Origin of the sequence: Arenibacter algicola, from assembly GCF_018860365.1 — a bacterium.
GTDB lineage: Bacteria > Bacteroidota > Bacteroidia > Flavobacteriales > Flavobacteriaceae > Arenibacter > Arenibacter algicola_B.
In genome coordinates this window covers 1-20,469 of sequence record NZ_JAHKPO010000011.1, presented here as the reverse complement: position 1 = coordinate 20,469, position 20,469 = coordinate 1, and the positions used below count along the sequence as shown (strand labels likewise).

22 protein-coding genes are annotated in these 20,469 nt (G+C 38.4%); 14 read left to right on the top strand and 8 right to left on the bottom strand.

Annotation, left to right across the window (positions count from 1 at the left end; translation table 11 throughout):
* Positions 1–14: 14 nt before the first annotated feature.
* The 4 genes from KO529_RS08350 to KO529_RS08335 all read right to left on the bottom strand — a co-directional run bounded on the left by KO529_RS08350 (position 15) and on the right by KO529_RS08335 (position 4,052).
* Positions 15–794 carry a carboxypeptidase-like regulatory domain-containing protein gene (locus KO529_RS08350; protein WP_215947459.1) on the bottom strand — a complete coding sequence of 260 codons (780 nt, stop codon included), beginning with the start codon at positions 792–794 and terminating at the stop codon, positions 15–17.
* Between the two features lie 76 nt (positions 795–870).
* Entirely contained in the window at positions 871–2,670 is a 1,800-nt protein-coding gene (locus KO529_RS08345; RefSeq protein WP_215947458.1) for a DEAD/DEAH box helicase, read from the bottom strand.
* Positions 2,671–2,830: 160 nt separating this feature from the next.
* Positions 2,831–3,475 carry a DUF4337 domain-containing protein gene (locus KO529_RS08340; RefSeq protein WP_215947457.1) on the bottom strand — a complete coding sequence of 215 codons (645 nt, stop codon included), beginning with the start codon at positions 3,473–3,475 and terminating at the stop codon, positions 2,831–2,833.
* Positions 3,462–4,052 carry a non-canonical purine NTP diphosphatase gene (locus KO529_RS08335; RefSeq protein WP_215947456.1) on the bottom strand — a complete coding sequence of 197 codons (591 nt, stop codon included), beginning with the start codon at positions 4,050–4,052 and terminating at the stop codon, positions 3,462–3,464. The genes KO529_RS08340 and KO529_RS08335 overlap by 14 nt, the downstream gene beginning before the upstream one ends.
* A 111-nt stretch (positions 4,053–4,163) precedes the next feature.
* On the opposite strand from KO529_RS08335, the gene KO529_RS08330 reads away from it, so the two are divergent.
* The 4 genes from KO529_RS08330 to serA all read left to right on the top strand — a co-directional run bounded on the left by KO529_RS08330 (position 4,164) and on the right by serA (position 8,167).
* Positions 4,164–4,616, top strand: coding sequence for a methyltransferase family protein (locus tag KO529_RS08330; protein ID WP_215947455.1), 453 nt, complete (start codon positions 4,164–4,166; stop codon positions 4,614–4,616).
* An 85-nt stretch (positions 4,617–4,701) separates the two neighbouring features.
* Positions 4,702–5,313 (top strand): SatD family protein, encoded by a 612-nt coding sequence (locus KO529_RS08325; RefSeq protein ID WP_215947454.1) that lies wholly within the window; start codon positions 4,702–4,704, stop codon positions 5,311–5,313.
* Complete coding sequence (locus tag KO529_RS08320) at positions 5,310–6,011, top strand: DUF3307 domain-containing protein (RefSeq protein ID WP_215947453.1); 702 nt, start codon at positions 5,310–5,312, stop codon at positions 6,009–6,011. The genes KO529_RS08325 and KO529_RS08320 overlap by 4 nt, the downstream gene beginning before the upstream one ends.
* A 263-nt stretch (positions 6,012–6,274) precedes the next feature.
* Entirely contained in the window at positions 6,275–8,167 is a 1,893-nt protein-coding gene (gene serA, locus KO529_RS08315) for a phosphoglycerate dehydrogenase (protein WP_215947452.1), read from the top strand.
* Positions 8,168–8,325: 158 nt separating this feature from the next.
* Here the strand turns inward: serA and rlmH are convergent, their stop codons facing one another.
* The gene (gene rlmH / locus KO529_RS08310; RefSeq protein ID WP_215947451.1) at positions 8,326–8,799 is read right to left on the bottom strand and encodes a 23S rRNA (pseudouridine(1915)-N(3))-methyltransferase RlmH; all 474 of its coding nucleotides are present in this window, start codon (positions 8,797–8,799) and stop codon (positions 8,326–8,328) included.
* A 214-nt stretch (positions 8,800–9,013) separates the two neighbouring features.
* Between rlmH and nadC the strand changes: the two genes are divergently transcribed.
* From nadC to priA, 4 genes are read left to right on the top strand one after another with little or no spacing between them, the layout of a single operon-like run.
* Entirely contained in the window at positions 9,014–9,871 is an 858-nt protein-coding gene (gene nadC, locus KO529_RS08305) for a carboxylating nicotinate-nucleotide diphosphorylase (protein ID WP_215947450.1), read from the top strand.
* Positions 9,872–10,852, top strand: a complete 981-nt coding sequence (locus tag KO529_RS08300; protein WP_215947449.1) for a YihY/virulence factor BrkB family protein — start codon at positions 9,872–9,874, stop codon at positions 10,850–10,852.
* Entirely contained in the window at positions 10,833–11,282 is a 450-nt protein-coding gene (locus tag KO529_RS08295; RefSeq protein WP_348646982.1) for a DUF2147 domain-containing protein, read from the top strand. The genes KO529_RS08300 and KO529_RS08295 overlap by 20 nt, the downstream gene beginning before the upstream one ends.
* A gap of 13 nt (positions 11,283–11,295) precedes the next feature.
* A complete protein-coding gene (gene priA / locus KO529_RS08290) occupies positions 11,296–13,752 on the top strand; it encodes a replication restart helicase PriA (RefSeq protein WP_215947448.1) in 2,457 nt (818 codons plus the stop codon).
* 4 nt (positions 13,753–13,756) lie between these two features.
* Here the strand turns inward: priA and KO529_RS08285 are convergent, their stop codons facing one another.
* The gene (locus tag KO529_RS08285; RefSeq protein ID WP_031444569.1) at positions 13,757–14,449 is read right to left on the bottom strand and encodes a LytR/AlgR family response regulator transcription factor; all 693 of its coding nucleotides are present in this window, start codon (positions 14,447–14,449) and stop codon (positions 13,757–13,759) included.
* Positions 14,450–14,684: 235 nt separating this feature from the next.
* Between KO529_RS08285 and rpsF the strand changes: the two genes are divergently transcribed.
* From rpsF to hisS, 5 genes are all read left to right on the top strand, one after another.
* Positions 14,685–15,023 carry a 30S ribosomal protein S6 gene (gene rpsF / locus KO529_RS08280; RefSeq protein ID WP_215947447.1) on the top strand — a complete coding sequence of 113 codons (339 nt, stop codon included), beginning with the start codon at positions 14,685–14,687 and terminating at the stop codon, positions 15,021–15,023.
* 2 nt (positions 15,024–15,025) lie between these two features.
* Positions 15,026–15,325, top strand: a complete 300-nt coding sequence (rpsR, locus tag KO529_RS08275) for a 30S ribosomal protein S18 (protein WP_176225701.1) — start codon at positions 15,026–15,028, stop codon at positions 15,323–15,325.
* Positions 15,326–15,338: 13 nt separating this feature from the next.
* Entirely contained in the window at positions 15,339–15,794 is a 456-nt protein-coding gene (gene rplI / locus KO529_RS08270; RefSeq protein ID WP_215947446.1) for a 50S ribosomal protein L9, read from the top strand.
* 146 nt (positions 15,795–15,940) lie between these two features.
* Complete coding sequence (locus tag KO529_RS08265) at positions 15,941–16,411, top strand: DUF6495 family protein (protein WP_215947445.1); 471 nt, start codon at positions 15,941–15,943, stop codon at positions 16,409–16,411.
* A gap of 64 nt (positions 16,412–16,475) precedes the next feature.
* Entirely contained in the window at positions 16,476–17,852 is a 1,377-nt protein-coding gene (gene hisS, locus KO529_RS08260) for a histidine--tRNA ligase (RefSeq protein ID WP_215947444.1), read from the top strand.
* Here hisS and KO529_RS08255 read toward each other — a convergent pair.
* Together KO529_RS08255 and KO529_RS08250 are read right to left on the bottom strand one after the other, a co-directional pair.
* Positions 17,847–18,395: an NUDIX hydrolase gene (locus KO529_RS08255; protein ID WP_215947443.1), complete on the bottom strand. Its 549-nt coding sequence runs from the start codon at positions 18,393–18,395 to the stop codon at positions 17,847–17,849. The genes hisS and KO529_RS08255 overlap by 6 nt on opposite strands.
* Before the next feature lie 78 nt (positions 18,396–18,473).
* Positions 18,474–19,562, bottom strand: coding sequence for a M42 family metallopeptidase (locus tag KO529_RS08250; RefSeq protein WP_215947442.1), 1,089 nt, complete (start codon positions 19,560–19,562; stop codon positions 18,474–18,476).
* Positions 19,563–19,666: 104 nt separating this feature from the next.
* On the opposite strand from KO529_RS08250, the gene KO529_RS08245 reads away from it, so the two are divergent.
* On the top strand, positions 19,667–20,353 hold the full coding sequence (locus KO529_RS08245) for a DUF4294 domain-containing protein (protein WP_247096285.1): 687 nt from the start codon (positions 19,667–19,669) through the stop codon (positions 20,351–20,353).
* Positions 20,354–20,469: the final 116 nt, after the last annotated feature.

The window sequence follows — 20,469 nt, the reverse complement described above, 5'->3', positions numbered from 1 at the left end:
GGTGTGCGCAGGGCTTACTTTTTCCTGTTCAGGACCTTATATTCTTCGTAGCAACTACTAATGGCATCCAATATTTGCAGGTCATTGGCCGTAGTAATAAAGGATCTGGAGTAATTACAATTATTAAGGATATCCTCAATATCTACCTTTTCCAATTGAAGTAGCTCGGTCAAGGTTTCCCTGTCAAATTTTGAGGCCAAAAGATCTCTAATTTGATCATCTTCCTTCATTTGACGTAGTTTGCGCATTTGGTTGGGTTTCTTTCCGAATAAATTTCTCAACAAATCCGCGGGGTTAAGTATGGCACCCAATACCTTGGTGACGGCACTTGGGTTCTTGCTCCCGGCTTCGTAACCCACGGACAATCCGGAGATACTATATTGAAAGGCATTGTTCAGGGGTAGGTTCTTAACATCTATTTCCAAGTAGCCTGTAAGAGAGTAGGGTCTAACAATTACTTCTTCCAAGGCATATGCCAATTCCGTAAGGGAAATTTTTGTCTCTTTAAATTTGAACATATCATTGGTAACCCTCACTTTTTGTGATTTAAAACCTAAAAAAGTAATATAAAGGGTGTCATTGACCTTAGCAGGAATATTGAACTCTCCTTTCTCATTGGTAATTGTACCCACCACTTCGTTAAGATTCACGACATGGACACTCTCCATTGGTTGGTCGGTTTGGGCGTTTAGGACAACTGCTTTTAATTGTTTTACCTCTTGTTCATTTTTGTCGTCCTGGGAATATCCAAAAGAAACAATTATGAGGAATAGGGGCAAGAAATAATTTTTCATTAAATAAATTCGATGTTATAATTGGTAAACTAACTAAAAAAATACGCCGAAGCGTATTTTTTTAATATACAATTAACTAAAAGAAATCGCTTTTTCTTTTAGTTCTTCTTTTTCCTGAACTACTGGAAGGACTGCCTTTGGAAGCGCTTCTGTCCCTTCTTCTTCCTTTGTTGCGATCATTGTCCCTAGAATCACGGCCTCCGCCACTTCTACTTCTATCACGTCTTCCACGGCCTCCGCCTCCGCCTCCGCCAGGATTTTTAGATACTTCAACATTGACAAATCTGCCATCAACCTTAAATTCCGTAAATGTTTTTAAAATAGCTTCGGTAGCAGCTGCATCCGTATTGAAGAAAGAAAAACTGTCTTTTACATCAACTTTAAAAATATCGTCCTTGCCCAAATTAACGGTGTCCCTTAAGAAATCTTTTAATGACATCCAATCATAGCCATCCTTTTCACCTACATTGATGAAATATCTAACGTTTCCGTCGGCTGGGATACGGCTATCCCCATCTCTTGATCTTCCTCTTTCTGCACGATCGCCAGAATCGGAAGTATTTAGATCTTTAGTTTTGTTGTAGTAATTAAAGAAACGTGTAAATTCTACAGAAACTATTTTTTTGATAAGTTCCTCACGATCAATACCTTGAAGTACATCATTTATAGCGGGCAAGTAATTGTCTACTTCCTCGTTAACCTTGGTGTCTTTGATCTTATTGGCCAAATGGTAAAGCTGTATTTCACATATTTCCATTCCCGTAGGAATTTTTTTGGAAATAAAATCCTGTTGAATTTTATTTTCTATGGCCTTGATTTTCCTAAGTTCACTTCTGGTTACAATAACCATGGAAATTCCTGATTTACCAGCTCTTCCCGTACGTCCACTTCGGTGTGTATAAGTCTCTATTTCATCTGGTAATTGATAATTGATAACATGGGTAATGTCGTCAACATCTATACCACGTGCCGCTACATCCGTAGCAACCAACATTTGTATTTGTTTCTTACGGAAGGAGTTCATTACCAAATCTCTCTGGTTCTGACTTAAGTCTCCATGCAATGCACCGGCGTTGTAACCATCCTCGATCAATTTTTCAGCTACCTTTTGGGTGTCCCTTTTTGTTCTACAGAAAATAACGGAGAATATATCAGGATTGGTGTCGGCAAGTCTTTTTAGAGCAGGGTAACGATCACGACCACCAACTACATAGTATTCGTGTTGCACCGTAGTTGCTCCAGAGTTTTTTGTTCCTACCGTAATTTCTTGTGGACTGTGCATGAATTTTTTAGCAATTACCGCTACCTCTCTAGGCATGGTTGCAGAAAATAGCCAAGTGGACTTTTCTTTTGGAGTGTTGGAAAGAATATCTTTGATATCCTCCATAAAGCCCATATTCAGCATTTCATCTGCCTCATCCAGAACACAGTAGTCAATTTTGGAGATATCCACCAAGCCACGACCAATCATGTCCTTCATTCTACCTGGGGTAGCTACCACAATTTGGGCACCCCTTTTTATTTGTCTGGCCTGATCGGTAATACTGGCACCACCATAGATTGCAACAACATTAACCCCTTTTTCATACTTGGAATATAATGTAAGTTCGTTGGTGATTTGCAAACAAAGTTCCCTGGTAGGGGAAAGGATCAAACCTTGTGTAGTCCTGCTTTCGCTATCTATTTTTTGAATTAATGGGAATCCGAATGCTGCGGTTTTACCTGTACCTGTTTGAGCTAGGGCAACTAAATCGGTTTCACTTTCCAATAAGATTGGAATTGCTTTTTCTTGTACTTCTGAAGGTGATTCAAATCCCAAATCAGAAATAGCATTCAATAGGGACTGCTTTAGCCCCAATGCTTCAAATTTTGTCATAATATGTTTTAAATAATCGCAAATATGTATGTTGCATAGAGCGATTATTTTTATAACCTATTTAGACTCAGCGCAACACATGCTATACCAGCGGCGTTAATTGAAGCGGCAAAGGTACTGCTTATTTTTTAATTAAAATATTTTATTTTGAAAGCTGTTTTTATGGAGCCAAGATAAAACCGTATGTAGAAATTAGAATGCCAATGGCGCCAAACACCAACATAAGTACAATAAAGTTTTTCTGTAATTTCTTGTTATCACGGATGATGATGCAAACTGCACCTAGTACAATACATATTTGAAATAATAATTTTCCCAAGTCGAATTTCTTGGTCGCTGTTTCATAATCCTGGGTGAGTTTTTCCCATTCGTTTATTCCTATGATTTTCCCCATTTCCCCATCAAGGTCCTGTGCCCAATGTTCTCTTGGAACATTGGATGACCCTACCAGAATTTCAGTTTTTTCCGCTTCGTATTTTAATACCATGCTTTTGGTCTGGGCTATTTTGGTTTTAATATTCTTATTTTTATCCTCGGGTATTATTCCTGTTTCCGTCAAGGCGTTCAAATAATCCAGTTCACTTTCCTTTAAACTTTGTTTTATACTTTTGGATTGGTACCAATTGGAGTAGTTTACGAATTGGCTGTGGGCAACCATCATCTCTTCTTCAAGATTATTGTTAACCAGTTCAGCTATGGCCAGTAAGGCTGCAAATACAGCTATCAGAATACCTCCAATGGTCTCCGTACGTTCCAATATTCTAGGAGTTGTTGTAGGTGTTTGCTCGGATTTATTTGTTGACATGGGTTCGGTTTTTGAAAAATGCTAGTAATTGTTCTATTGCTTTGGCTCTGTGGCTTATTTTGTTTTTGACCGAAATAGGTAATTCGGCAAAAGTTTTGTCATACCCCTTGGGCATAAAAATGGGGTCGTATCCAAAACCTTTTCCACCTTTTTTTTGGGTTGTTATTTCTCCTTGCACAATTCCTTTGAAAAGCAATTGTTCGTTTTTAAGGTTTAGGGCGATAACGGTTTTAAAGTGCGCCGATCTGTTGGTTTGGTTGTCCAATTGGAGCAATAATTTGTCCATATTGTCATCGGCGTTTTTTTGTTCGCCAGCATATCTTGCAGAATATACCCCTGGTGCCCCGTCCAAAGCATCCACTAAAAGTCCGGTATCGTCTGCAAAACAGGGGTAACCGTAATTTTCCGTGACAAAATTGGCTTTAATGGTTGCATTGCCCTCCAAATCGTTTGCAGTTTCAGGAATTTCATCCATGCAGCCAATATCCTCTAAAGACAGTAGTTCTATCTCCTTGGGAAATAGGATTTGCACTTCTTTTAGTTTGTTGGGATTATGTGTCGCAAATACCAATTGCATTTTACTTAGATTTATTATTCTTTTTGTTCGGGTTTGATAATCTTAAGGGGCAAATTAATTTTAAATGTCTAAAAGTAGTAATTTTATTTCCTTATCGTTTTATTATATTTTATGAAGTTAAAAATCCCGCCACTTGTCATCACTTTTGTTTTTGGGTTGTTTATGTATTTATTGGCTACATATTTACCTGTAGGTTATTTTGATTTTTTTGGAAGAAATTATTTAATGTATTTACTTTTCTTTCTTGCATTATTAATTGGGGTGGTTTCATTGTTTCAATTTTTTAGTTCAAAAACAAGTATAGACCCACGTACCCCTTCCAAAGTTTCTAAATTGGTTACTGGTGGTCTATATCAATATTCCAGAAATCCTATGTATTTGGCGTTATTGCTGCTGCTTTTGACCTGGGGACTGTATCTGGGAAACGCTTTTAATACGCTATTGGCAGCCGGATTTGTATATTATATGAACACTTATCAGATCAAACCCGAAGAGGAAGTGTTGACTAATATGTTCGGGAAGGAGTATCAAAAGTATTGCGTAATGGTTCGTCGTTGGTTTTAGTCATTTTTTATAATGGATTTAACTTATAAGTAAAAACATTAGCATTTTGGCTTATATTTTAATATATTAGCATTTTAACTTATATATGGTAGCTATAATTACAGGGGATATTATTAATTCTGACCGCTATGCGGCCTCGGAATGGATGGATATTCTAAAACCATATCTTGGTCGTCAGGGCAAAACGCCCAATGATTGGGAGATTTATAGGGGCGATGAATTTCAAATAAGAACAACCCCGGAAAGAGCCTTGACTATGGCCATTCAGATCAAGGCCCTCATTAAATCTATCAAGGATTTGGATGTAAGAATGGGGATAGGACTGGGGTCCGAAACGTTTGTGGGCAGTAGTGTAAGTCAGTCCAACGGGAAGGCCTACCAACGTTCAGGTAGAATTTTTGAAACCTTAAAGGAGCAAAAACTCAATTTGGCCATAGTCACTGGCCATGACGATAAGGATAAAACGTTGAACCTTATGTTGAAACTTGCATTGAATTTTATGGATGATTGGTCTACTGTTTCAGCACAAATGGTGAGTTTAGCCCTAGCAAAACCAAACGTTTCCCAACAGGAGGTTGCGGATCAATTAAAGATAAGGCAATCGGCTGTAAGCCAGCGATTAAAGCGGGCTAGGATGGATTTGGTGTTGGATTTATTGGCGTATTACGATGAAAATCTAAAGCATATTAAGGTATGATATTGTTTACGAAGCTCTTGTTGGCCCACCTTCTGGGCGATTTCCTGTTTCAACCCAATAAATGGGTGGTGCACAAAGAGGCAAATAAGATAGCGTCCAAATATCTATACCTACATGTATTGGTTCATGTTATAATCACCATGTTGCTATTGTGGGATTTAAAATTATGGAGGTGGGTTTTGGTAATTGCCATATCACATTATTTTATAGACCTTTTAAAAATATATGCCAACCCACATTTTAAGAATAAGGCCATTCCTTTTTTTATAGACCAAGCATTGCATTTGGTTGTTTTGTATTGCTGTGCGTTTAATTCTGATTTAGTGGGGCATACTGTGGGGCTTATACAGGAAATGAATTGGCCGTTGGTTACGGCGGTTGTATTTGTCAGTTATCCATCTTCCATTATTATGGCCAAATTATTGGAAGGTATGTCGGACAGGATAGAATTGGACCATAAATCCCTTCCAAATGCTGGAAAGTACATTGGAATTATAGAACGATTGTTTGTGTTGATCTTTATAATTTTAGGTAGATGGGAGGCAATTGGTTTATTGATTACAGCCAAATCTGTTTTTAGGTTCAATGACCTTAAGGAAAGTAATTCAAGAAAGCTCACGGAGTATATATTGATCGGTACCTTACTGAGTTTTGGATTGGCCATCATAACCGGATTAATATATCTTGGGGTTCGCTGAAGGTGATTTTTGCCAGTGCAAGGATATAGATAGATCTTGTCTGTTCCAAATCAATATAACTTCGGTAGGGATAATCAATGGATTTTAAATTGGCCCAGAGAATAGCTTGATGGAAAATTTTATCAATTCCTTAATTTTTGCGGTGTAAAAAAATCATTTTCTTACATATGCCGAAGAAAATCATGTATTGAATACTTTTCTTCGCCATAATAGGGAGTTGGATAAAATTAATTCATACTTTTGCCCCTTAAAATTCAGATTCAATGGTTGCGGTAGGCAGAAAATATGTGTTTGATTTTGATAGTACCCTAACTAGGGTAGAGGCACTGGATGTTTTGGCGGAAATTACCCTCAATGGAAGATCGGATAAGGACGATATTATTCGGGAAATCCAAAAAATAACCAATTTGGGTATTGACGGGGATATTTCCTTTACCCAGTCCTTGGAAAAAAGAATTAATTTATTAAACGCCCATAAGGACGATTTGGAGAATTTGGTCCAATTACTTCGCCAAAAGATATCCAAGTCGATAGAATCCAACAAGGAATTTTTTCATAATTATTCCGATGATATTTATGTAATTTCCTGTGGCTTCAAAGAGTTTATAGATCCCATAGTTGCCGAATATAATATTCCTGCGGATAGGGTGTATGCCAATACATTTCGATTCGACGAAAATGGAAAAATAATAGGATTTGACGAGGATAACGTATTAGCCTCGCACAACGGAAAAATTGCCTGTTTAAAAAACTTGGACTTACAAGGGGAAGTGCAGGTAATTGGAGACGGTTATAGTGACTATGTAATGCGCGAAGCTGGTATTGCGGATAAATTTTTCGCCTATACCGAGAATGTGCATAGAGAAAAGGCTGCGAGAAACGCAGACTATATTACACCTAATTTAGATGAATTTTTATTTGTGAACAAGTTGCCAAGAAAGATATCCTACCCAAAGAATAGAATTAAGATTTTATTGTTGGAAAATGTCCATCAAAACGCCTTCGATACCCTTTCTGAGGAAGGGTTTTCCGTAGAGCTGTTAAAACATAGTTTAACGGAAGAAGAGCTGATCGAAAAAATAAAAGGAGTGCACGTTCTAGGAATACGTTCCAAGACCCAAGTCACCAAAAATGTGTTGGCTGCGGCGGACAAATTAATGGTGGTCGGAGCCTTCTGTATAGGTACTACCCAAATAGACCTGGAGGCCTGTAAGAAAAAGGGCGTAGTGGTATTCAATGCACCTTATAGCAATACAAGGTCTGTTGTGGAACTGGCCATTGGTGAGATTATCATGTTAATGAGGAGTATCTTTCCTCGTAGTACTGAAATCCATGCCGGTCAATGGAATAAAACTGCCGCCAACTCAAAAGAGGTGCGTGGTAAAAATCTGGGTATTGTAGGATATGGAAATATTGGAAAACAATTGTCCGTATTGGCCGAGGCCTTGGGGATGCGTGTTTATTACTATGACGTAGGTGATCAATTGGCATTAGGTAATGCCACCAAGTGCAGTACATTGGAGGATTTGTTAAATGTTTCCGATGTAGTAACCTTGCATATAGATGATAATAAGGCCAATAAGAATTTTATTGGGGAAAGGGAAATTAACCAAATGAAGGATGGTGCCCTGTTTGTAAATCTGTCCAGAGGTTTTGTGGTGGACATTGAGGCTTTGGCCAATGCCCTGAAAAGTGGAAAGATCGCAGGAGCGGCTATAGATGTTTTTCCAGAGGAGCCTAGAAGCAATGGTGAGTTCTTAACAGAGCTCAAAGGCTTGGAGAACGTTATTCTTACTCCCCATATTGGTGGTAGTACGGAAGAAGCACAACGGGATATTGCGGATTTTGTTCCCAATAAAATAATGGACTATATTAATTCGGGGAATACTGTAGATGCTGTAAACTTTCCAAATATTAGACTGCCCAAACAGAATAATGCACATCGTTTTTTACATATTCATAGGAATGTACCAGGAGTTATGGCGAAGATCAACGAAGTTTTGGCCCGTTATGATATGAATATTTCAGGACAGTATCTTTCTACCGATAACGAGGTGGGTTATGTAATTTCAGATTTGGACAAAGAGTATAACAAGGATGTTCTAAAGGCTCTTAAAAAGATTGATAATACAATTAAATTCAGGGTTTTATATTAGTAAGAAACCGGGATTTATAACTTTAAACTGCCTGAAATTTATTTTTAGGCAGTTTTTTTTATGCCTTTAATGAAAAAAATCTGGAAACCGGGCCTTTAGTGGTAACCTGAGGGGGATTTTTAAATCAGGTTGGCATCTTCTTTTTCGATGGCTTTTTGTTATTGATGGTGATAAGGTTCATTTCTTAATATCGTGAAGGCTCTGTACAATTGTTCTACCATAAATAATCGGACCATTTGATGCGAAAAGGTCATTTTTGATAGACTGATCTTGCTACGGGATTTTTGATACACAGCTTCACTAAAACCATAAGGCCCGCCAACAACAAATACAAGTTGCTTTATACCGGAGTTCATATTTTTTTGGAGGTATTCCGAGAATTCTACAGAGGTTTTCTGTTTTCCGTTTTCATCGAGTAGCACCAGCAGATCGGTTGGGTTGAGCTTATTTAAAATGGCGTCCCCCTCTTTTTCCTTTTGTTGCTTTTCTGATAGATTTTTGGTATTCTTGATATCGGGGATTATTTCCAATTCAAACTTTATATAGTGTTTTAACCTATTTTGATATTCCTCAATTAATTGACTTAATTGAGCGCTATCTGTTTTTCCCAGTACTAAAAGTTTTATGGTCATAGGGCAAATGTAATATGCTTATTTGAAACTCCAAAAAGAAGCTTATGTAGGTATGGAAACATTCGTAAAGAGAATTGCCCAGCCTATTGTTAATAATGGGCCTCTAGTTACATTGAAGGTTTGTTTTATTTAGAACACTTCTGTATTTAAGGAAATATCAAAGGAGGCGGAATTGGAGAAACATTTTAGTAAATTAGCGTAGAAAAAATAGTGCATGATATCAGAAGAACAATTTAAGAAAGAACTCGATTTAATTATAAAGAATGCAATACGGGAAGATGTGGGTGATGGAGATCACAGCTCATTGGCCTGTATTCCAGCCTCTGCAACCGGAAAGGCAAAGTTGTTGGTGAAGGACAAGGGTATAATTGCCGGAGTAGATTTTGCCAAAAAAGTTTTTCAATATGTTGATAGTGACTTGGTCGTGGATGTGCTTATTAAGGACGGGGCCTCCGTGGAATTTGGGGATATTGTTTTTTATGTGTCCGGAAGTTCGCAAAGTATTCTAAAAGCGGAGAGGTTGGTGCTTAATGGTATGCAGAGAATGAGCGCTATTGCCACCAAGACCAATTATTTTGTAAAACTTTTGGAAGGCACCAACACCAAGATTTTGGATACCCGTAAGACAACTCCGGGAATAAGGGCACTTGAAAAATGGGCGGTAAAGATAGGTGGAGGTGAAAATCATAGATTTGCTCTTTACGATATGGTTATGTTAAAGGATAACCATATTGATTTTGCCGGGGGTATTACTAAAGCAATTGAAAAAACACAGCAATATCTGACCGACAAAAAATTGGATTTAAAAATAATTGTAGAAGCTAGAAACCTCAAAGAAGTGGAGGTTATCTTGCAGTCTAACGGAATCTATAGAATTTTGCTGGATAACTTCAGTTTTGAGGATACCCGGAAAGCGGTTAAAATGATCGGGGATAAATGTCTAACAGAATCTTCTGGCGGAATTAATGAGGAAACCATAAGGAAATACGCGGAATGCGGTGTTAATTTTATTTCTTCGGGGGCGTTGACACATTCCATATACAATATGGACCTTAGTCTTAAAGCAGTATAAATGTCCCAGGAAATTGAAAGTAAACTGGAGAAGATTCCCATAGTTAATTGGGTAGTGGGGCTAATGAAAAGTTTGAAGTTGCCAGGCTTTGAAGGGCTTTCTATTTATGACCTTATGGAGATGTATGTGCTGGGAATAGTAAAGGGGGCCTTATCCACCCGGGCAAGTTCCATTTCCTTTAGTTTGTTTTTGGCCTTATTTCCATTGTTGATTTTTTTGGTTACATTAATTCCTTTCATCATTCCCTATGTTTCTGTGGGAAATTCGAATTTTGATACAGAATTCCTAATTTTTTTGGAATCATTTTTACCAAGGGCAACAGGTGATTATTTTAGTGAAATATACTTGCAGATCAGTGAACAGGAAAGAGGGGATGTCCTGTCCTCTGCAATCGCATTTATTACCTCAATTTTTTTGATGGCCAATGGGGTGAATGCAATTTTCGTGGGATTTGAAAACTCTTACCATGTAAATCTCAATAGAAGTATTTTTAAGCAGTATGTTTATGCCTTGATGGTGGGGTTGATGCTATCTATCCTTCTTTTGTTAGGGGCGGTCATATTTGTTTATTTTGAGGCATATGTGCTTATAGGTTTATATGATATAACACACAGGGGAGTGGAATTGGAAGTGGATGAAAGTGAATTTATCTTGGTGCAATGGGGTAAATTTTTATTTTTAGGTATGTTGGCCTATTTTATTACGGCCATTTTATATTATTTTGGTACCAAAGAGGGAAGGAAGGCCAAATTTTTTTCGGCCGGGGCCTTGATGACTACCTTGCTTTTTATCCTTACATCCTATTTATTTGGAGTATATGTTGAAAAATTTGCCAGATATAACGAATTATACGGTGCTTTAGGTGGTTTGTTGATCTTATTGGTATTTATTTGGTTAAATTCCAATATCTTGCTGTTGGGGTTTGAACTGAATGCCTCGTTAAATTCTTTAAGAAAAAAATATGAAAAACATGATGGATAGGAATAAATGGGTAGTATGGGGTGTTTTTATACTTTTTTCTATGTCTGCTCCGGCACAAAGCATCTTTGGGAAATGGAAAACCATCGATGATAGGACAGGTAATCCAAAGGCTATTATAAGTATCTATGAGGAAGACGGACTTATGTACGGACATGTCGTGGAGATTCTGGAGGAAGGAAGGGAAGATGCCGTATGCGAAAAATGTGACGGTGACAAAAAGGACCAACCAATAGTTGGGATGAAAATAATTGAAGATGTGGAACACATTGGCAATGGGGAATGGAAGGGAAAAACCCTTTTCGATCCGGAACAGGCCATGACCTTTAGGTGTAAATTGTGGCTAAATCCCGATAATCCGGACGAACTAAAGGTAAGAGGATATTTGGCTTTCATCTACCGTACCCAGACTTGGATAAGGGTGGAAGGATAGAACTTTAGGGAATATGCAGGATTTTATCAATGTTATTTTACCCATCCCTATAGAAAAGCTTTTTACCTATAAGGTGACCAAGGAAGAGGCGAAAGTATTAAAACCGGGAATTAGGGTAGCCGTTCCCTTTGGAAAATCAAAAATATATACAGCCTTGGTGTTCGAGATCCACAACACCGCGCCCACAGTCTACGAGGCAAAGGAGATCGATCAAATTTTGGATGATTATCCGGTTGTGACCAATATACAACTAAAGTTCTGGCATTGGTTGGCCCAATATTACATGTGCTCTATTGGGGAAGTTTTTCGCGCTGCCGTACCCAGCGCCCTGCTATTGGAAAGTGAAACTTTAATACTTAGGAACGATAGGGCAAATACAGAGGAAAACGATTTGCTCGATGATGAATTTATGGTATTCGAGGCCTTGCAGCACCAATCAATTCTAAGGGTTCAGGAAATAAGTGATATTCTGGACAAAAAGAATATCATCCCAGTTTTAAATAGGTTGCTCCAAAAGAATGTTATCTTTCTTAAGGAGGAGATGTACGAGCAATATAAGCCCAAATTGGTCCGATACGTTCAGCTGGGAAAGGACCATAGATCTGAAGAGAATTTGGAGGCCTTGTTGAATGGCCTGACCAGGGCACCTAAACAGAGCCAAGTGGTATTATCATTGTTTCAATTACAAGCGGTAACAAAAAAGCCTGTAAAAGTGAGCGATTTGGAAAAAGCCAGTAATAGTTCCAGTTCTACCATTAAGACGTTGATAGATAAGGGTATTTTGGAGGAACAATTTGTTCAGACCGATAGGGTGGTGTACGAGGGGGATGATGAAACTGAAACCTTAAAATCTCTAAACGACTATCAAAATGCTGCGCTCAAGGATATAAAAAACTCCTTTAAGGAGAAGAAGGTAGTGCTTTTGCATGGGGTTACTTCTTCAGGAAAAACAGAGGTCTATGTTAAGCTGATCGAAGAATTTTTAAGCCAAGGAAAGCAAGCGCTTTATTTACTTCCGGAAATTGCCCTTACTACTCAGTTGATTTCAAGATTGCAGGCCTATTTTGGTGAAAAAGTGGCTGTATATCATTCCAAGTACAATGTGCAGGAAAGGGTAGAGGTCTGGAACAATGTTTTGGAAAATAAACCGGTAGCCCAGATAGTCATAGGGGCCAGGTCTGCTTTGTTTTTACCATTTAAGGATTTGGGGCTGGTTATTGTGGATGAGGAGCATGAAAGTTCTTTTAAACAATATGACCCGGCGCCAAGATATCATGCAAGGGACGCTGCCATTGTTTTGGGTAATTTGCACGGGAGCGATATTCTCTTGGGGTCTGCCACGCCAAGCGTTGAAAGTTTTTATAATGTAAAGGTTGGCAAGTATGGCTATGCCCATATAGAAAGAAGATATGGGAATGTACTTATGCCGGACATGGAATTGGTAGATATAAAGGAGCAGTCCCGTAAAAAAAGGATGAAAGGACATTTTTCGGAGCGACTACTAGAAGAGATTACGGAGACCTTGGATAACGGAGAGCAGGTTATACTATTTCAAAATAGACGGGGGTTTGCGCCCATTATGGAATGTACTACCTGCGGGCATGCCCCCCAATGTCCAAATTGCGACGTAAGTTTAACCTATCATCAGCACAGAAAACAATTGCGATGCCACTATTGCAGTTATCATATAGCCCTTCAGGAAACTTGTCAGGCTTGTGGGAACGCCACCCTGGATACCAAAGGTTTTGGGACCGAGCAGGTGGAGCAGGAGCTAAATACATTGTTCCCAAAAGCCAATGTTGGCAGAATGGATTTGGATACCACTAGGGGAAAGCATGGTTACGAAAAGATTATCACCTCTTTTGAGCAACAGGAAATAGATATTCTGGTGGGTACCCAAATGCTGACCAAGGGGCTCGATTTTAGGAATGTAAACCTGGTAGGGATCATGAATGCGGATTCCTTGTTGAATTTTCCTGATTTTAGGGCCCATGAAAGAAGCTTTCAGTTGCTTACCCAAGTGGCCGGCAGGGCAGGGAGGACCAAGAAGAGGGGAAAGGTAATTATTCAGAGTTATAATCCCAATCATAGGATATTACAGCAGGTAACCACAGGTGATTATAATGGAATGTTCCAAGAGCAGATTTACGAAAGGGAACAATATAAGTATCCTCCTGTAAACAGAATTATCAAAATTACGTTTAAGCACAAGGATTACAACAAACTTAACGATGCTGCGGAATGGTTTGCCAAATCGTTGAGAAATAGTTTTGGAGGAAACGTACTGGGGCCCGAATATCCACCTGTGGCAAGAATCCGGAATCAATATATTAAGAACGTTATCATCAAGATCGGGGAAAATTACTCCTTGGTCAAAACAAAAAATAGCATTAAAAGAATTGAAAAATCCTTTAATGCTATTTCCTATTACAGAGGTGTTCGGGTAATCTACAATGTAGATCACATATAACTATCTAAAAATTATTTAGTGCCTCTGCCAATTCAGTTTTCTTATTTCTACTTAGAGGTATTTGTTTTCCACTAACTTCTACATTTTTACTATTAAACTTCTCTACCTTCTCCAAGTTAACGATATAGGATTTGTGAATCCTTAAAAACTTATCTTCTGGCAACTGTTTTTCAAAAGATTTCATTGTTGATAAAATTACGATATTGGCTTCATCCGTAACTAGTTTTATGTAGTCGCCCAAAGCTTCGATCCATTTTATCTCGTTCAAAATAACCTTTCTTTTCTTCAAGTTACTCTTAACAAAGATGTGTTCTTCGTCTTCCGTTACCTTATTGATTTGTTCGTATTTTGCTACGGCCCGTTTAACAGAAGCGTCAAAACGTGATAGGGTAATAGGTTTGTGAAGGTAATCTGTTACGTCGTAATCAAATGCCTTAAGGGCATAATCCGGTTTACCGGTGATCAAAATTACCTGAGGACTATTATCTAGGGACTCTAATAGGTCGAATCCAGTGATAATTGGCATCTCTACATCTAGGAAAATTAAATCTATTTCGTTGTTTTTAATGCCGTTCTTGGCTTCAATGGCATTACTGTACTCAGCTACCAAAGCCAGATTCGGATGGTTATTAACCAGTTTGGCAACTGCCATCCGCTGCATGGACGAGTCGTCCACGATAATGCTTCTTAATTTCATAAATGGTTGATTTGTGGGGTTAAATCATCGACAAAGTACTTAAAAATCACGCTGATGTACAACTAAAGTTGTAAACATTGCAGTAATTGTTGTGTAAATGGCAATGACCATAGTTTTAATTGTTTTTGGTTAAGTTCAATATTATGTTTTCTCTAGGTATAACGAAGATTTTTCCATTTTCTTGTGATATGAACAAAAAATAATTACTTTTGCACACTTAAAAAATTTTAAACATATGAACAATTACGAAACTGTTTTCATTTTAAATCCCGTTCTATCTGATGTTCAGATAGAGGAAACAGTTAAGAAATTTGAGGATTTCTTAATTAACAGAGGTGCCAAAATGGTAGCCAAAGAAAACTGGGGGCTGAAGAAATTGGCCTATCCTATCCAACACAAGAAAAGTGGTTTTTACCATTTGTTCGAGTTTACAGCTGAAGGCGAAGTTGTTGCCCCTTACGAATTGGAATTCAGAAGGGACGAACGAGTTATGCGTTTTTTGACCGTAAAATTAGACAAGCATGCCGTATCATGGGCAGAAAGAAGAAGAACAAAGTTAAAAGCTAAAGCGTAAGGATTATGGCATCAATAGAACAACAAGCAAAAGGTAAAAAAGACGGAGAGATTAGATATCTTACTCCTCTTAATATAGAGACCAATACTCAAAAGAAATATTGTCGTTTCAAAAAATCAGGTATTAAATATGTAGATTACAAGGATCCTGATTTCTTAATAAAGTTGGTAAATGAGCAAGGTAAATTGCTTCCAAGAAGACTTACTGGAACTTCCTTGAAATATCAGCGTAAAGTGGCCGTTGCTGTAAAAAGAGCGCGTCATTTAGCTTTAATGCCTTATGTTGGCGATTTATTAAAATAAAAAGAAACGGACGATGGAACTTATATTAAAGGAAGACGTACAGAACTTAGGTTTTAAAGATGATTTGGTGAATGTAAAGAATGGTTTTGGTAGAAATTACCTAATCCCAAGAGGATTGGCCTCTTTAGCTACACCATCAGCCAAAAAAGTATTGGCAGAAAATTTAAAACAAAGAGCTCACAAAGAGAAGAAAATTGTTGATGCTGCCAATAAGACTGCAGAAGCCATTAAGCAATTGGAAATCAAGATTGCTGCAAAAGCTGGTGCTGGTGATAAATTATTTGGATCTATTACTAATATAGATTTGGCCGATGCTTTGGAAAAAGCTGGACATTCTTTGGATAGAAGATATATATCTATTCAAGGTGGTGCTGTTAAAAGGACTGGTCCTTACAATGCTCAAATAAGATTGCACAGAGATGTGGTAGTCGATTTCCCATTTGAAGTAGTTGCAGAGGCAAAAGGATAATACTATTATATTGATTTATTTGAAAGGCCGCATTTATGTGGCCTTTTTTATGTTAATGATGTTAAAAGAGCGGCCTTTTAATCCTATACTAAGCCAGGAATGGTAATGGATATTGATGTAAGCCGTATTTGAAATTCAGTGACACAATGAAATACACAAGATTAACAAGGCAACAACTAGAAGAGTTGCAGCAGGAATTCATTAATTTTTTGGCTACCCAATCCATTACAGGAGACGAATGGGATACGCTAAAGAAAGAAAAACCGGAAGTAGCTGAAGAGGAACTTGATATTTTTAGTGATTTAATTTGGGAAGGTGTTTTGTCCAAGGTGAAGTATTTGGAAAATATTTCTGCCCAACACATGCATTTATTCCATACCGAAGAAAAGGAAATGAAGCTTATCTCGGTAAAGGTGATGAATCCGGAAATAGATTTGAGAACCAAAGAGGGCTTTTCTTGGTTCAAAAAAAATTATCAATCAGATTTTGTGGAATACCTAACGGCTTCCAAGGCCTATACAGCGGATAAAAACCTGGATAAGTTTAATTTAATTAAGCAGGGAGCAGTAATCACCAAAGGAGAACTTTATCAATGGTTCGATGATTTAATGGGTTAATTTTAGTTGATCCGGCATAGGCAAAATTCTACAATCCATTATATTTACAACAAGATTAAAAACAATGGCACAAAAACCATCCATACCTAAAGGGACCAGGGATTTTTCCCCATCCGAAGTCAATAAGAGAAATTATATTTTCGATGTGGTAAAAAAGCATTTTCAAACCTATGGTTTTCAACCCATCGAAACTCCGTCCTTTGAAAACTCTGAAACCTTAATGGGAAAATATGGTGATGAAGGTGATCGACTGATCTTTAAAATACTTAATTCTGGAGATTTTTTGAATAAGGTGAATGATGAGTTGTATTCCACTAAAGATTCGAGTGCCTTGACTTCCAGGATATCGGAAAAAGCTTTGCGATATGATCTTACCGTGCCCTTTGCCCGTTATGTGGTAATGCACCAAAATGAAATAGACTTTCCTTTTAAAAGATATCAGATCCAGCCGGTATGGCGTGCAGATAGACCCCAAAAAGGGCGTTTTCGCGAATTTTTCCAGTGCGATGCCGACGTAGTGGGTTCGGATTCCCTTTTGCAGGAAGTGGAATTGGTGCAGTTGTACGATGCCGTATTTACAGACTTAAAGCTGGAAGGGGCAACCATTAAGCTTAACAACAGAAAGATATTGGCGGGAATTGCCGAGGTAATCGGGGAACGGGATAAGCTGATCGACTTCACAGTGGCTTTGGATAAGCTGGACAAAATAGGGATCGATGGAGTTTCCAAAGAAATGAGGGAAAAAGGCATTTCTGATGCTGCCATTGAAAAAGCGGCCCCTTTATTTGCGCTAAGTGGAAGTAACCTGGAGCAAATATCGGCCTTAGGTGATTTGTTGAAGGATTCCGAGGAGGGAAGTAAAGGAGTATGGGAGCTAAGGTTTATAGTTGAAACCTTGGAGGAGCTAGGGTTGCAATCCGCAAATCTAAAAATAGATGTTACTTTGGCCAGAGGGCTTAATTACTATACAGGGGCTATTTTTGAAGTAGCCGCTCCGGAAAGGGTTAGTATGGGGTCTATAGGTGGAGGTGGTCGTTATGATGACCTTACCGGAATCTTTGGTCTTAAAGATGTTAGTGGGGTAGGGATATCCTTTGGTCTGGACCGTATTTATTTAGTGCTGGAAGAGTTGGGACTATTTCCTGAGGCCATAGACCGATCATTACAAGTACTCTGTGTTAATTTTGGGGACAGGGAAGCATTAACTTCTATGAAACTTGTTAATCAATTGAGGAAGGCAGGTATAAAATGTGATCTTTATCCCTCCAGTGCCAAGATGCAGAAACAAATGAAATATGCCAATAATAGGAATGTTCCTTTTGTTGTTTTGATCGGGGAACAGGAATTGAGCAGCAATTCCTTTGTGGTCAAGGATATGGTCAAAGGGGGGCAGGAAACCTATAGCTTGGATAGGGTAGAAGAGTTTTTGAACAATTTATAGCCTTTTTTGTATAGCATTTAGCACCGTTTCATAGTATTCCATTTCGTAAGGCACGTATTTCTTTGAAATCACATTGCTTTCCAATTCCTTTCGGAACATGGTCAAGGAAATTAGGGCTAGATCGTCCACTTCGCTTTCTTGCATTTTAAGTGCTGAAGAGGGTATTTTCAGTTCACATAAAAAAGTATGGTGGAATTCGCAGTCCAATAAATCCTTATGATGTTGGTAGCTGTATTTATATACTCCTAGTTTGTATAGTTCGTTTTCCGTAATGTCAAGACCTATCTCTTCCTTTACTTCCCTAATAGCAGACTCCGTTACATCCTCACCTGCACCTATATGTCCGGCTACGGATACATCCCAAAGTCCTGGGTGGGTATCTTTGTTTTTGGCGCGTTGCTGAATGAGTATTTCTCCTTTTTTGGTATAAAGCCAAACATGTATACTGGGGTGAAAAATTCCCCTTTTATGGGCTTCGGATTTCATGATGGATTTACCTGTATAATTACCGTCCGCATCCAATATGTCTATCAATTCATCCATAATCAAGCAATATTTTAAATGAGTAGCAAAAAATCTAAAATAAAAAATCCCCCCTAAAAGGGAGGATTTTGAAAAATACTATTCAAAATAACTAAAAGTTTCCCCGTCTTTTATATTCAATAAAGATTCGTAGATCAATCGAATAACATTTTCTACATCATCCCTATGAACCGTTTCTACCGTGGTGTGCATATATCTTAGGGGTAGGGATATTAAAACCGAAGCTACCCCACCATTGCTATAGGCAAAGGCGTCCGTATCCGTACCTGTATATCTTGAAGCGGCCATGCGTTGAAAAGGAATCTGGTTGGTTTCTGCAGTTTCAATAATTCGTTCCCGAAGTTTGTTTTGTACCGCAGGGGCGTAAGAAATAACAGGGCCGGCACCAATCAGGGTATGTCCTTGTTTCTTTTTCTCTATCATGGGCGTAGTGGTATCATGGCAAACATCTGTGACTATTGCAATGTTCGGTTTTATGGTTTGGGTAATCATTTCAGCCCCTCTTAGTCCAATTTCTTCCTGCACCGCATTGGTGATATATAGTCCAAACGGTAATTTCTTTTTGTTTTCATGTAATAGTCTGGCAACCTCCGCAATCATAAAACCACCCACTCGATTGTCGATGGCCCTACAAACAAATTTGTTCCCGTTCAGCACTTGAAAGGTATCCGGATAGGTAATGACACATCCAACATGTACCCCTAATTTTTCCACTTCTGCCTTATCCTTGGCACCTACATCAATAAAAATATTGTCCAATTTAGGAGGTTCTTCTTTGGAGCTGTCCCTAGTGTGTATGGCCGGCCATCCAAATATCCCTTTTACAATTCCTTTTTTGGTATGTATATTGACCCATTTGGAAGGTGCAATTTGATGATCGCTACCACCGTTTCGGATAACATAGATTAAGCCATCGTCTGTAATATAGTTTACATACCAAGATATTTCATCGGAATGCCCCTCTATGACCACCTTATATTTGGCTTCAGGATTTATAACTCCCACTGCGGTACCGTAGGTGTCGGTAATAAAAGTGTCCACATAAGGTTTTAAATAATCCATCCATAATTTTTGCCCTTCCCATTCGTAACCGGTCGGTGCAGCATTATTTAGATATTTTTCTAAAAAATCCATGGATTTTTTGGTAAGAATCTTTTTTGCGCTCATTTACGTATATTTTGAATACAAACTTAACAATATTCACTTTTAATTAATAGCAAGCTGCTTTCTTTATCATTAATTTTGGCAAGGCTTTTGTATTTTAAGGTTCAATGGGAAAAAGATTATTGGTGATACTTTACGGGATTACGGGGTTTGTAGGATTGGCACAGGTTCCAGAGGTGCCCATGGATTCGGTAGCTGAACAGTACGTAATAATGGAGGGGGATTCTATTCTTCAGAGTTCTATCGCCTTAAATGAGGTTTATGTATTTGGTAGGCTTAAATTCTCATCCTATAACGATAAGTTGCGGTATTATATATTGAGGAGGAAAACCATGAAGGTGTATCCTTATGCCAAATTGGCTGCCGAGAGGTTGGTGGAACTAAACGATAGTTTGGAACATATAAAGAAGAATTCTCACAAAAGAAGGTTTACGCGCAAAGTTCAAAAATTTATTGAGGACGAATTTTCCGAGGAATTAAAAAAATTGACACGTACCGAAGGGCAGATTTTGGTAAAGTTGATCTATAGGCAGACTGGGATTACGGCTTTTGATCTGGTAAAAGAGTTGCGGAGTGGCTGGCGTGCTTTCTGGTACAATACCACGGCTAAAATGTTCAACATAAGTATTAAGGAAGAATTCCATCCGGATACGGTGCATGAGGATTACCTTATAGAGGATATTCTGCAGCGGGCCTTTGCGGATTTTAGTTTGGAACGGCAGCCTTCCGTTTTGGAATATGATTACGCTACCCTAACCAATATTTGGAAAGATCAGAACAGATCCAAGGAATAGGGGTAAGAATTCTCTATGTTTCCTGAATAATTTTAATGTAATGTATTGTGCGTTCCCTCCATTTGTCGGGCCGGGTGCTCCGCTGTATCCCTTGCCCTGCTTCGGGGATGCCGCTC

Bases quoted from the DNA above. Each gene is read 5' to 3' on its own strand.
- KO529_RS08350 (WP_215947459.1), bottom strand. From the start codon at position 794: ATGAAAAATTATTTCTTGCCCCTATTCCTCATAATTGTTTCTTTTGGA.
- KO529_RS08345 (WP_215947458.1), bottom strand. From the start codon at position 2,670: ATGACAAAATTTGAAGCATTGGGGCTAAAGCAGTCCCTATTGAATGCT.
- KO529_RS08340 (WP_215947457.1), bottom strand. From the start codon at position 3,475: ATGTCAACAAATAAATCCGAGCAAACACCTACAACAACTCCTAGAATA.
- KO529_RS08335 (WP_215947456.1), bottom strand. From the start codon at position 4,052: ATGCAATTGGTATTTGCGACACATAATCCCAACAAACTAAAAGAAGTG.
- KO529_RS08330 (WP_215947455.1), top strand. From the start codon at position 4,164: ATGAAGTTAAAAATCCCGCCACTTGTCATCACTTTTGTTTTTGGGTTG.
- KO529_RS08325 (WP_215947454.1), top strand. From the start codon at position 4,702: ATGGTAGCTATAATTACAGGGGATATTATTAATTCTGACCGCTATGCG.
- KO529_RS08320 (WP_215947453.1), top strand. From the start codon at position 5,310: ATGATATTGTTTACGAAGCTCTTGTTGGCCCACCTTCTGGGCGATTTC.
- serA (WP_215947452.1), top strand. From the start codon at position 6,275: ATGGTTGCGGTAGGCAGAAAATATGTGTTTGATTTTGATAGTACCCTA.
- rlmH (WP_215947451.1), bottom strand. From the start codon at position 8,799: ATGACCATAAAACTTTTAGTACTGGGAAAAACAGATAGCGCTCAATTA.
- nadC (WP_215947450.1), top strand. From the start codon at position 9,014: ATGATATCAGAAGAACAATTTAAGAAAGAACTCGATTTAATTATAAAG.
- KO529_RS08300 (WP_215947449.1), top strand. From the start codon at position 9,872: ATGTCCCAGGAAATTGAAAGTAAACTGGAGAAGATTCCCATAGTTAAT.
- KO529_RS08295 (WP_348646982.1), top strand. From the start codon at position 10,833: ATGAAAAACATGATGGATAGGAATAAATGGGTAGTATGGGGTGTTTTT.
- priA (WP_215947448.1), top strand. From the start codon at position 11,296: ATGCAGGATTTTATCAATGTTATTTTACCCATCCCTATAGAAAAGCTT.
- KO529_RS08285 (WP_031444569.1), bottom strand. From the start codon at position 14,449: ATGAAATTAAGAAGCATTATCGTGGACGACTCGTCCATGCAGCGGATG.
- rpsF (WP_215947447.1), top strand. From the start codon at position 14,685: ATGAACAATTACGAAACTGTTTTCATTTTAAATCCCGTTCTATCTGAT.
- rplI (WP_215947446.1), top strand. From the start codon at position 15,339: ATGGAACTTATATTAAAGGAAGACGTACAGAACTTAGGTTTTAAAGAT.
- KO529_RS08265 (WP_215947445.1), top strand. From the start codon at position 15,941: ATGAAATACACAAGATTAACAAGGCAACAACTAGAAGAGTTGCAGCAG.
- hisS (WP_215947444.1), top strand. From the start codon at position 16,476: ATGGCACAAAAACCATCCATACCTAAAGGGACCAGGGATTTTTCCCCA.
- KO529_RS08255 (WP_215947443.1), bottom strand. From the start codon at position 18,395: ATGGATGAATTGATAGACATATTGGATGCGGACGGTAATTATACAGGT.
- KO529_RS08250 (WP_215947442.1), bottom strand. From the start codon at position 19,562: ATGAGCGCAAAAAAGATTCTTACCAAAAAATCCATGGATTTTTTAGAA.
- KO529_RS08245 (WP_247096285.1), top strand. From the start codon at position 19,667: ATGGGAAAAAGATTATTGGTGATACTTTACGGGATTACGGGGTTTGTA.